This window comes from Pseudomonas sp. GW821-FHT01D09, assembly GCF_059422465.1.
This window is the reverse complement of sequence record NZ_JBWKWY010000008.1, coordinates 155,355-167,411: the sequence shown is the minus strand read 5'-3', so window position 1 is coordinate 167,411 and position 12,057 is coordinate 155,355. Positions and strand designations below refer to the sequence as shown.

Sequence of the window (12,057 nt, the reverse complement as noted above, 5' to 3'; positions counted from 1 at the left end):
CCCCCCCCCCCCCCCCCCCCCCCCCCCCCCCCCCCCTCCCCCCCCCCCCCCCCCCCCCCCCCCCCCCCCCCGCTCCCACATTTGATCTGCGCTGCTTTGAGCATTGCGTTCGCTTAACTGATCGGCATTAGGGCTTGCCCGCTCCCACACAAGCCCGCTCCCACATTTGTTTGTGTTCAGCCAGCAACAACCTGGGCGTCCATCTTCTGGCGCAGGCTCAGCGGGCGCATATCGGTCCACACTTCTTCGATATAGGCCAGGCACTCTTTCTTCATCCCACTTTTACCCACGGTGCGCCAGCCTTCTGGCACGGCCTTGTAGTCGGGCCAGATGGAATACTGTTCTTCATGGTTGACCACTACCTGGAACAGGATGTCTTCGCGGTCAAATACTGAGGTCATTGCGGTTCTCCGTCACTTAAAGGCTGCCACGCACTGCGCGTGGCTGATGTATGTAGGAACGTACAACGGCGCAGGAAAATTAGAGGCTGGCCACCGCCGCCGCCACCGCCCGCCCGAAGAGTTCTGCCACGCGGTCGATTTCTGCGGCGGTGATGACCAACGGCGGCAGGAAACGCACCACACTGCCATGGCGCCCACCCAGCTCCAGGATCAACCCGCGCTTGAGGCATTCGCGCTGTACCAACGGCGCCAGTTGCCGATGGACCGGCGGGTGGCCCTGGACATCGGGCGTGCCGCTCGGGTTCACCAGTTCCACACCCAGCATCAGGCCGCGCCCGCGGATATCCCCCAGGTGCGGGAAGTCCCGTTGCAGGAGGCGCAGGTGTTCAGCCAGGCGCTCACCCATGGCCGCCGCGTGGTCAGCCACCTTGTGCTCCTTGAGGTAGCGCATCACCGCCGAGCCCGCCGCCATGGCCATCTGATTGCCACGGAAGGTCCCGGCATGGGCGCCCGGCAGCCAGGTGTCGAGCCACTGGCGATACACCACCACCGCCAGCGGCAAGCTGCCGCCAATGGCTTTGGACAGCACCACCACATCAGGCACAATGCCAGCATGTTCAAAGGCAAACATCTTGCCGGTGCGCCCGAAACCGCTCTGGATCTCGTCGACGATCAACGCCACCCCGGCCTGCTCGGTAATCCGCCGCAGGCCGCGCAGCCAGTCGAGGTCGGCCGGGATCACGCCGCCTTCGCCCTGCACCACTTCAACGATCACCGCCGCCGGCAGCAACACCCCGGCCTCCGGGTCATTGAGCAGGTTTTCCAGGTAATGCAGGTTGACCTTGACCCCCTCGGCCCCACCCAGGCCGAACGGGCACCGGTAGTCGTAAGGGAATGGCAAGAATTGCACGCCATTGGCCAGCAAGGCCCCCAACGGCTTTTTCGGCCCCAGGCTGCCCATCAGGCTCAACGCGCCCTGGCTCATGCCGTGGTAACCGCCCTGGAACGACAGCACCGTGCTGCGCCCCGTGGCGGTGCGCACCAGTTTCAGCGCCGCTTCCACCGCATCGGTGCCGGTGGGGCCGCAAAACTGGATCTTTGCCTCCCGCGCCAGTTCCACGGGCAACAGGCTGAACAGGTCCTGCACAAACTGGTCCTTGACCGGTGTGGTCAAGTCCAGGGTATGCAGGGGCAATTCGTCCAGCAGCACCTGCTGGATCGCCTCGATCACCACCGGATGGTTATGCCCCAGGGCCAATGTTCCGGCCCCGGCCAGGCAGTCGATAAAGCTGCGACCCTCAACGTCCTCGACATAAATGCCCTTGGCCCGCTTGAGCGCCAGGGGGATGCGCCGCGGGTAGCTGCGGGCATTGGACTCCTGCAGGCGCTGGCGGGCCAGCAGCGGTGATTCATCGAACTGGTACAGCGTTTCCACCGGAGTCGGGCTGGCCGACACCTGCAACTCTTCAATGCGACTGGTAGCGACTGACATCTCTAGATCCCTCAATACGCGAATGATGGTGACCAAACTGCCAACCCGTTGATGTGGCGTGCACACGGGTTTCCTGTTCTGGAAACGCTTCAGCGGCGCGGGGATTTACACCAGCGCCTGCGAAAAACCGGCAAATAGCCGGTCACTCGCCGGCGCTGGTGTACTTTTCATTCAACGCATAAAGAATCGCGCAGGTCTCGATATCGAGCTGCCCACGATAGTCGGCGGGCCGGAAGTGCATCTGGAAGGCCCGCACCCGCTGCTCGAACGCCTGGCGGTTTTTTGCCGGGGCGTAGCCATAGCGCTGGAAGGCCCGTTCGACCTCCACCTCCTGGGGCAACCCCAGGCGAAAGCGCCGCACATAGGCATTTTTGACCTCTTCATCGAACCAGGCGCCAATGCCGGCCTCGAACAAATCGTGCCAGGGCAAGCGTGGCCCCGGGTCACTTTTGCGCCAGAACGCCACATCCGCATGGCCGACGATATCCCTGGCGCCGATCTGCGGATGACGGGCGCAAATATCGCGGATCAGGGCGATCAGCACGGCGATCTGCTCCAGGTCATAGGCCGGAAAGGTCAATACACCGCCCTCATCGCGGGCCAGATTGACGATCTCGATGCCGATGGAACGACTGTTGACGTTATCGCGGCCCGCCCAATGGCTGGCGCCCGCATGCCAGGCCCGCTGGCGCTCGTCCACCAACTGGAACACCCGCAGTTCGTCGTAGCCGGCGTTTCGGTAGCTGGCCTCACGGGGATCGGGCAACAGGTAATGGGCGCTGACACCCAGCTGCGTCAGGGTGCGCAGGGAGGAGGCAAAGGGCGCGGCGGTGTAATGCACCACCAACTGGCGCACGGCTTCGCCATTGCGCGCATTAAAATCCTTGGCGGGATAAGTGGAATCGATGACCAACATAAGCGCTGTCCTTTTCAATACAGGCTGAGTCATTCAGCCGGCAAACCTGCAAACACAAAAATTAACGCCATCCTGAAGCGTCGGGCCTGAGGATGGCGGTAGTTATGTGTGTGCAAGCAAGGATCAGCGGCGCAACGGCATCCCCAGATCGACCCGCAGGCCGTCGGGCTGACTGTCGAAGACCAGGGAACAGGAACAGCGCTGGACAATCGCCTGCACAATGGCCAGGCCCAGGCCACAACCGCCGCTGTTGCCATTGCGCCAGAAACGCTCGGTCAGGTGCTGCAGGTCTTCGCTGGAGATCGGCGCGCCATGGTCGCGCACGCGGAACACCACTTGATGGCCCTGGGTAAACACGCTCAATTGCACCCGCGTCTCGGCCGGGGTATGGCGCAGGGCGTTATCCAACAGGTTGCGCAAGGCGGCAACTGCCAGGCCCACGGGCATTTCCACCGGGTTATCGGGCAGGTTGTCCGGCAGGACCAGGTCGATACGCCGGTTGTCGCCGGCATGGGCGTCCTGGATCGCCAGGCGCGCCACTTGCTCGGCGCTGGACTGCAAACCGTCGTCAAACGACAAGCTGCCCTCGACCCGCGCCAGCAGCAGCAATTGCTCCAGGGTGCGATGCAGGCGGTCGGCGCCCTCCTCGGCATGGGCCAGGGATTGGTCACGGGCGGCGCCGTCGGTCATGCGCGCCACTTGCAGGTGGGTCTTGATCGCCGTGAGCGGGCTGCGCAGCTCGTGGGCGGCATCGCCGGTCAGCCGGCGCTCGCGTTCGATGGTCTTGGCGATGCGTTGCAACAGTTGGTTCTGGGTGTCGAGCAACGGCTTGAGTTCGCTGGGCAACGGGTGAATCTGCAAGGGCTCAAGGGAGTCGGCGCTGCGGCGCATCAAGGCGTCGCGCATGCGGTTGAGCGGCACCAGGCTCTGGCCGATCCCCAGCCACAACAGGCACAGGCAGCCGAGCAGGGCCACGCCCACCGGCACCGAGGCCGCCAGCAGGATCGACAGGTTCAACGCCTCGCGCTCTACCTGGCGATCCGCCGTGGTGATGAACAAATCGCCACGGGCCAGGGTAAAGCTGCGCCAGGCGGCACCGTCGATGATCTGGTCGCGAAAGCCACTTTGCCGGGATTCCAGGCCCTGGTCCGGGGTGTTGTGGTTACGGGCCAGGATTTCGCCACGCAATGAGCTGACCTGGCACGCCATGCCACCCGGCACATTCAGTTGCTCGGCGCCAAAACGCTTGCCCTCGCCCACGCTGGCCAGGCCCGGCATCTGCTCCATCAGCCCGGCCACCATGCGCGCCGAAGCCACCAGGCGCTGGTCCAGGGAAAACATCATCTGATTGCGCAGGTCGTTGAGCATCCAGGCCGCCGCCAGCACCCAGATCAGCACAAAAGCAGCGCCCAACTTGAAGGTCAGGCGCAGACGCAGGCTCATCACGAGGCGTCCTCTCCACCGCCCGCCGGGCCCAGGCGATAGCCCAGGCCGCGCACGGTTTCGACAATGCCGTTGCCCAACTTGCGGCGCAGGTGGTGGATATGCACGTTCAAGGCGTTGCTTTCCAATTCATCGTTGAAGCCATAGACGCTGTCCTTGAGCTGCTCGCTGGACAGCACCCGGCCACGGTTGTGCAGCAGGGCCTGCAACAGGGCCTGTTCGCGACGCGACAGGTCCACGGGCTGGCCACCCAGCAGGGTTTCGCGGCTGCTGGGGTTGTAGCTCAGCCGGCCATGTTCGATCAGGTTGACGCTGCGCCCGGCCACCCGGCGCAACAGGGTTTGCAGGCGCGCGGCCAGTTCGCGCAGGTCGAAGGGCTTGAGCAGGTAGTCATCGGCACCGGCTTGCAGGCCATCGACACGGTTGGTCACCGAATCCCGCGCGGTGAGGATCAACACCGGAATCTCCAGGCCCGCGCTACGCTGTTGCTGCAGCAGTTTCAGGCCGTCTTCATCCGGCAGGCCGAGGTCGAGCACCATGATGTCGAACTCCGCCGCCTTGAGCATCGCCCGCGCGGCGGCGGCCGTGGCTACGCGCTCGACCGTAAAGCCCTGGGCGCCGAGACCGGCAACGATGCCACTGGCGATCAGGTCATCGTCTTCACAGACCAGTACGTGCATGCTGAACCCTTTGCAAAAATGCTGATTGAAAGGTGGGCGGATTAAGCGTGCATTATGCAGGCAAAAGATCCGCGCTCCGAAAATCCCTACACTCTAGAATATAGCCCGGTTAATCATCGGTTAATCAGCACCCCACATTGTGTGCTCCACTTGCATCGAACTAAGGCTTGACCATGCGGCATCTGTTTATCTTCCTGCTGGTATTTTTCACTGGATTGGCCCAGGCCGCGCCTGGCAGCAATCCGTTCGAGACCAAAACCGAATTCCTCCCGGTGGGCAAGGCCTTCACCTTCACCTCCGAGCGCCTGGCTTCCGGTGAAACCCAGCTGTATTGGCAGATTGCCGATGGTTATTACCTGTACCAGCAACGCATGAAGTTCGAGGGCCTGGCCGAGCAACCGGTGTTGCCCCAGGGCGAGGCCCATAGCGACGAGTTCTTTGGTGAGCAACAGGTGTATCGCCAGGGCCTGGAAGTGAAGCTCCCGGCCGGCGCCACCGGCCAGGTGAAACTGGGCTGGCAGGGCTGTGCCGATGCCGGCCTGTGCTACCCGCCGCAATCGCTCACCGTGGACCTGGGCGGCAACCCCTCCGTGGCCGCCACCGCCGAAGCCCAGGATGAAAGCCTGGCCAGCGGCCTGCAACAACGCAGCCTGGGCTGGAGCCTGCTGGTGTTCTTTGGCCTGGGCCTGTTGCTGGCGTTTGCCCCCTGTTCGCTGCCGATGCTGCCGATCCTGGCTGGCCTGGTGGTGGGCAGCGGTGCCAGCCCACGCCGTGGTTTTGCCATGGCCACCAGTTATGTGGTGTGCATGGCCCTGGTGTATGCCGCCCTCGGCGTGCTGGCCGCGCTGGCCGGCAGCAACCTGGCCGCGCTGCTGCAAACCCCGTGGATCCTCGGCAGCTTTGCCGCCTTGTTTGTGATTCTCTCCCTGCCGATGTTCGGTTTCTTTGAACTGCAATTGCCGGCTTTCCTGCGCGATCGCCTGGACAACGCCACCCGCCAGCAACGTGGCGGCAGCCTGGTCGGCGCCGGGGTGCTCGGCGCCTTGTCCGGCCTGCTGGTGGGCCCGTGCATGACCGCCCCCCTGGCCGGCGCCCTGCTGTATATCGCACAAAGCGGCAATGCCCTGCACGGCGGCCTGATCCTGTTTGCCATGGGCATCGGTATCGGTGTGCCCCTGCTGTTGCTGGTGACGGTGGGCAATCGCTTCCTGCCCAAACCGGGCAACTGGATGAATGTGCTCAAGGGCGTGTTTGGCTTCCTGTTCCTCGCGACCGCCGTGTTGATGATTCGCCCGGTCGTCGACGAAAGCCTGTGGCTCGGCCTGTGGGGCGTACTGGCCCTGGTCATGGCCTACTGCGGCTGGAGCCTGGCCCGCGAGTACGGGCTGGTCGCCAGGGCCCTGGGTGCCGGTTCCCTGGTCCTGGGGTTGTGGGGCGCGATCCTGGTGATCGGCGCCGCCGGTGGTAGCGATGATCTCTATCAGCCGCTCAAGGTTTTCGGCGGCTCGCCGGTCGCTGGCGCGCCGAGCGCCCATGACAGCTTTATCACCGTCAACGATCCGATAGCCCTGCAAGCCCAGCTCGACAGCGCCAAGGCCCAGGGCCAATGGGTGCTGCTGGACTACTACGCCGACTGGTGCGTATCGTGCAAGATCATGGAAAAACAGGTGTTCGGCAAAGCCGAAGTGCTGGACGCCCTGAAGAACGTGCGCCTGCTGCGCCTGGACGTCACCGCCGACAACGCCGCCAGCCGCGAACTGCTGGGCCGCTACAAAGTCCCCGGCCCACCGAGCTTTGTGTGGATCGGCCCGGACGGTGAAGAGCGCCGCGCCCAACGCATCACTGGCGAAGTGGATGCCGCCGCCTTCCTGCAACGCTGGACCCAGACCCGGGACGCCCGCTGATGCTGACCTTGACCATCGGCACCTTCGCCATCGCCTTGAACCACCTGCTGCTGATCAGTGCGCTGATCCTCGCCACCCTGGTGGGCTGGCGCGTGGCCAAGCGAGGCGGTGAAAACCCCGAATCCGTGCTGTTCAGCCTGTTCCTGCTGGGCATGCTCAGTGCGCGTATCGGTTTTGTGCTGATGTACTGGTCGTACTACCGCGACGACCCGCTGCAGATCGTCGACCTGCGCGACGGCGGTTTCCTGGCCTGGCCTGGGGTGATCGTGCTGATCATCGCCACCCTGCTGTGGAGCTGGCGCCGCCCGGCCCTGCGCAAACCGCTCACGGCCGGTGTGGTCAGCGGCCTGGCCTTCTGGGCGCTGGCCAGTTTCTCGTTGAATATCTACGAAAAAGGCACGCGCCTGCCGGATATCGCCCTGCGCAATGCCGATGGCGAAACCGTGCAACTGGCCGACTACCAGGGCGGCCCGCTGGTGATCAACCTGTGGGCCACCTGGTGCCCGCCCTGCCGACGGGAAATGCCGGTGCTGGAAAACGCCCAGAAACAACGGCCGGATGTGACCTTCCTGTTCGTCAACCAGGCCGAAAGCATGCAAAGCGTCAGCACCTACCTGGCCACCCAGGGCCTGAACCTGGACAACGTGCTGTTCGACGCCAGCGGCCGCCTGGGCCAGGCCGTGGGCTCCATGGCCCTGCCCACCACCCTCTTCTATCAAGCCGATGGCCGGCTGATCAACAGCCACCTGGGCGAGTTGTCCCAGGCCAGCCTGGCCCGCGCCATGGAATCTTTCGCCCCCACGGACTCGACTGCCGCCAAGACGGCCCCTGCAAGGAAACCCTTATGCCCCACCTCCGCCACCTGCTGACCCTACTGCCCCTGACCCTCGCCGCCAGCCTCGCCCATGCCGAAGAATGGCCGGCACCGATCAAACAGATCGAAGCCAAGGGTGCCAAGATCATCGGTAGCTTCGATGCACCGGGCGGGCTCAAGGGCTATGCCGCGCAATACCAGAACCGCGGCATGGCGCTGTACCTGACCGCCGACGGCCAGCACGTGCTGGCCGGCAACCTGTACGACGCCAAGGGCAATGACCTGAGCACCGCGCCCCTGGAAAAGCTGGTCTACGCCCCCATGGCCAAGGAAATCTGGGCCAAGATGGAGCAGAGCAGCTGGATCCAGGACGGCGATAAAAATGCGCCGCGCACCGTCTACCTGTTCAGCGACCCCAACTGCCCCTACTGCAACATGTTCTGGGAACAGGCGCGGCCTTGGGTCAAGGCCGGCAAGGTGCAATTGCGCCACATCATGGTGGGGATTATCCGCGAGGACAGCCCGGGCAAATCGGCGGCGCTGCTGGCCAGCAACGATACGGCCAAGGCCCTGGAAGAACATGAGTCGGCGGGTAAAGCCAGCAAGCTCAAGGCACTGAACAAGATCCCCGCCCAGATCCAGGCCAAGCTCGATGCCAATATGAAGCTGATGGAGGAGCTGGAGTTGTCGGCCACCCCGGCGATTTTCTATCTGGATGACAAGGGTCAGTTGCAGCAACAGCAAGGGGCGCCGTCGCCGGATAAGTTGGGGAAAATCCTTGGCAGCAAATGACTCGGGCTAACCACAGGCAACCCACAAGAATGCCCGCACAAAGCGGGCACTCTTGTGTCTCGTCGAGCCAATATAGAGTGGTCGATTCCCAGCTTTCGCTCACCCCTTTTCTGTAGGGCGAGTATCAGCTCAATGACGATAAGTTTCGCCACCATGCCAGATCGTTAGCGAATCAATCGCTCCATGCCCAAGGCTCAAAGCATCAATACGTACTATTTTCGCTCCGTTTTCGGCCTGGAAATCCACCCATGTTCTTGTCAGTGCTTCACGGGTTCCAAGTAACTGATTACTCTCACCGTAGAACCTGAACGTAGCCGTACGGGGTCCGATATTTGAATAACCAAATCTCACCCGCGCACATCTGAATTTAAACTTCAGTCGTGATAACTGCATTACATTAGTGGTTCCACCGCATTGCAATGCCAATGCCTTGCCCTCGATCATTCCTGGCATCAATTCTCCGTCAGTTCTGACCGGGTGAAGCCCAATGCCTTGGGGAGACGATGCAGGCAATTCAAAATCCAATAGACGAGTCTTGATGACACTGCCTGGCCCCAGATACTCCTGGTCTGGATAATGCTCAAAATCGTCAAAGTCGCTTTTGTAATTGGCCCGAATACTCAATTCCAGTATCGGAAATACCACCGCTTCACTTTCACGGGTACTGCCATCGGCAGTCACCTTACAGGTAAAGATCAGGGAGCTGAGATCCTTCAAGAGTTCAAGATCAAAACGCTTCAACGCCTTTTTCAAACCCGCCCCCACTTCCCCTGCCGTCACCCCCTCGCCCAAGTAAACGTTGATCGTATAAGGGCGGCTATTCGTTTGAGTTCCGACGCCCCTAAGCCATATTTTCTGGTTCGGCAAGATAAACCACCAGGGCTCAACCCTGATGTCCGCATCCCCGGTAAAGGTGCGCAAATCCAGGATGCCATTGGTCGCCTGTGGCACCACCGGCGTCGGCAAACGCACCGGCACACTGATCTGCAAATCAAGGTCCGCAGAAGTCGCCACTTTGCACAGGCTGGTGACGGTGTAGTGGATCTTTACCGTCTTGCCGCTCCCATGGATCACCGCTTCCCGAGGTATATGGAAGTCCACGTATTGCGGGTCGTTATTGCCTGGCTTCGACATCAGCGGCAAGCACGTACCGTCCGAGCGTTTCCAGCACACGCTGATCTCATGGCTGGCACTCATGCGCTCATACGCTACCCGTACCGTCACACCCTCCCGACCGTTGTACACCGTCAGTTGGGAACCCACCGCCTCGCGCACCGTTGGGGCTGTGAGTACCCAGTCTTCCTGGACAACCTCCAGGCTCAACACGGGGAATGTCTTCGCGCTGTCCCTGTCCAACTCACCGTTGAAATTCACCGCAAAATGCACCTGGAGATCACTGCAATCGGCCAGTGCCTGCAACGCCAGGCGCGGCAGCTGCGCACTGACGCCACTGTCCAGCCACTCTTCGGTGACCGGTTCACCTTCCAACACCTCAAAGCGGTAGGGGCTGCCATCTTCCTGCTCGCCCGTTACCCACAACCAGCACGCTTGCCCCAAGGCCATATAGTCCCATACCACCACCAAGGCAGTGGCATCGCCGCTAAACGTATTGAGGTCCAAAACATTACCGGTTGATTGCTCCACCCTTGGCGTCGGCAAGCCACTGAGACCTAAAACCTCGACCTCCCTCGCAGGCGATTGCCACTCACTGCCATCGCAGCGCATCACGCGGTAGGCCAGCAGGATGGGCTGGTTGAAATTGGCACTGATGGCAGAAGGCGGCACCCAAAACTCAAGACTGGCCTCATCCGCCACCTGCTGACATTCCAACGCTGGCGAACCCGGCCCCGGCGTGCCGCTAAACGTTGGGCACACCCGATCCCCTGGGCACATATGCTCGTAGGCCACCTGAAGATGTGCGCCCTCCACGGTATTGATCGGGTTAACCACCCAACCGTGGGTACCGTCGTCAACCGATTCGACGAGATGAGGGGCTGTCAGCTCCAGATGAGGCTCGGTCTGCAGCGTCAGTAAAAGCGAAGGGAACATGCGGTAAACCGGGCGCCCCGTTTTACGCGGAAGGAACTCCACATAGAAGACGATATACAACTCACTGTCATGCTTGAGCCTGGCCAGCTTCTCCCGTGACAGGGCCCTGCTCCAGCCATTGCGAACATCTTCCTCGGTTACCGGTGAGTCGGTAAAAAAGTTCCACCTGGCTTTTGAGCCATCGGCATAAGTGCCCCCGATATACACATCGACACGTTGCGTCGGATCAATAAAAGCCCAGGGTGCGACATAAAGAATCGGGTCTTTACAGCACAACCGGGAAAGATCCAGGATCTTGTCATATGCCTGGAGAACCTGGGGTGCAGGCAAGTTGGAGGGGAGCGGGATTCTCACCACACCTTCAAGCGACGCAAAAACCTCGTCCTCCCGAGTCACGGTGTAGGAAAAAAGTGCAAAGTTATCCAGGCGCATCCCTACGTACAACGGCGGAACATGGAAATCGACACACCCGTCTTCCACGCCATACTGGGGTGCAATGGGCGCGTCATCACCAAAGGTGGACTCCCAACGCAGGGTGATCAGGTCCGTGCTCTGCATATCGTCGTAACAGACACGGACTGTGGCCCCCGCCAACAACTTGAGTGGATCGACCTGGCCCGAGCCATCAGCCTCGACCAGGATCGGAGCAGGCAAGTGCAGGGACTTATCAACCAACAGCAGCACCGTCGTACGCGGATGAAACTCGTGGGCGTTTTCGGGCAGTTGGGTTTCGTAGATCGGGTCGACCGGTACCGGCGGCTTGGGGGCGGTGCCATCAAAGATCACAGCGATATGAAGGGTCAGTGCCGAATAGTCCTCGCGACGTGCCATCCAGCTGCGTGACAGCTTGAACTCAAAGACATGCCCCTCATGGGCTTCGGCCTCCGTGACCACATAGTCCCGCGCCACCCAGCTAAACGCGAACGGCGGCTTGTGCTGATCACCGGCCACATTGATAAACAACCGCTGCTTGGCCTGGATCATCGGCCAAGCCTTAAGGCGGATAATCTCATCGCCCCTGAAGGTCTTCATATCCAGTTTCCAGGTGCTCTGGACATACTTGGCATGCTCGAACACCGGCAGCGACTCCTTGAGGTCCTCCTCCCTGATCTGCTGGACCTCCAACTCCAGCACCAACGATTCCTTCAACTGGCCTGCCACCCTCGCGGTGTACCAGACCAAAACCGTATGCCCAATGCTGGTACTGACCCACTGCCATGGAATGGGAATATCGATGCTGCCGCTGGTACTGCCCGGATAGGCAATAGGCTCGAATACAGGCTCATCCTGGTCCTTGATCGCCCAATACACGGTGATGGGTGTGGTGCCCATCCCCGCAAAAGCAATGGTCGCGGCCGTGCCGTCACGCGCTTTAATGGGGTCCAGGGTATTGTTATTGATGGCGTAGTGGATCTGCGGAACGGGCAATTCGACGGCAACTTCGGCATCTGGCCCGACAGCAGCCGATGGCGAACGTTGGGGGGTGGTTTTTTTAACCATGACAAGACCTCCTGTCCAAGGAAAGATAACCAGCAGGCCTGGCTGACAGGCCAAAAACTGCAGTTA

At 61.6% G+C, this 12,057-nt stretch carries 9 protein-coding genes; 3 read left to right on the top strand and 6 right to left on the bottom strand.

Going from position 1 to position 12,057, the window contains the following annotated elements; translation table 11 throughout:
* Positions 1-176: 176 nt before the first annotated feature.
* The 5 genes from AC07W7_RS11305 to AC07W7_RS11285 form a co-directional block, all read right to left on the bottom strand.
* Positions 177-401 carry an MbtH family protein gene (locus AC07W7_RS11305; RefSeq protein ID WP_032862749.1) on the bottom strand — a complete coding sequence of 75 codons (225 nt, stop codon included), beginning with the start codon at positions 399-401 and terminating at the stop codon, positions 177-179.
* 79 nt (positions 402-480) lie between these two features.
* Positions 481-1,893 carry an aspartate aminotransferase family protein gene (locus AC07W7_RS11300; protein ID WP_076963773.1) on the bottom strand — a complete coding sequence of 471 codons (1,413 nt, stop codon included), beginning with the start codon at positions 1,891-1,893 and terminating at the stop codon, positions 481-483.
* Between the two features lie 142 nt (positions 1,894-2,035).
* Complete coding sequence (locus tag AC07W7_RS11295) at positions 2,036-2,809, bottom strand: N-acetylmuramoyl-L-alanine amidase (protein WP_495039329.1); 774 nt, start codon at positions 2,807-2,809, stop codon at positions 2,036-2,038.
* Between the two features lie 123 nt (positions 2,810-2,932).
* Entirely contained in the window at positions 2,933-4,252 is a 1,320-nt protein-coding gene (locus tag AC07W7_RS11290; RefSeq protein ID WP_099170454.1) for an ATP-binding protein, read from the bottom strand.
* Complete coding sequence (locus tag AC07W7_RS11285; protein WP_495039328.1) at positions 4,252-4,932, bottom strand: response regulator; 681 nt, start codon at positions 4,930-4,932, stop codon at positions 4,252-4,254. Before AC07W7_RS11285 ends, AC07W7_RS11290 begins: the two co-directional genes overlap by 1 nt.
* A 173-nt stretch (positions 4,933-5,105) precedes the next feature.
* Between AC07W7_RS11285 and dsbD the strand changes: the two genes are divergently transcribed.
* Genes dsbD through dsbG form a run of 3 tightly spaced genes read left to right on the top strand, consistent with a single transcriptional unit; the run spans position 5,106 to position 8,442 of the window.
* Positions 5,106-6,836: a protein-disulfide reductase DsbD gene (gene dsbD, locus AC07W7_RS11280; RefSeq protein WP_495039327.1), complete on the top strand. Its 1,731-nt coding sequence runs from the start codon at positions 5,106-5,108 to the stop codon at positions 6,834-6,836.
* Positions 6,836-7,705, top strand: coding sequence for a TlpA family protein disulfide reductase (locus AC07W7_RS11275; RefSeq protein WP_495039326.1), 870 nt, complete (start codon positions 6,836-6,838; stop codon positions 7,703-7,705). Before dsbD ends, AC07W7_RS11275 begins: the two co-directional genes overlap by 1 nt.
* The gene (gene dsbG, locus AC07W7_RS11270) at positions 7,681-8,442 is read left to right on the top strand and encodes a thiol:disulfide interchange protein DsbG (protein WP_076963779.1); all 762 of its coding nucleotides are present in this window, start codon (positions 7,681-7,683) and stop codon (positions 8,440-8,442) included. Before AC07W7_RS11275 ends, dsbG begins: the two co-directional genes overlap by 25 nt.
* Before the next feature lie 129 nt (positions 8,443-8,571).
* Here the strand turns inward: dsbG and AC07W7_RS11265 are convergent, their stop codons facing one another.
* Positions 8,572-11,991, bottom strand: coding sequence for a hypothetical protein (locus AC07W7_RS11265; protein WP_495039325.1), 3,420 nt, complete (start codon positions 11,989-11,991; stop codon positions 8,572-8,574).
* Positions 11,992-12,057 lie beyond the last annotated feature (66 nt).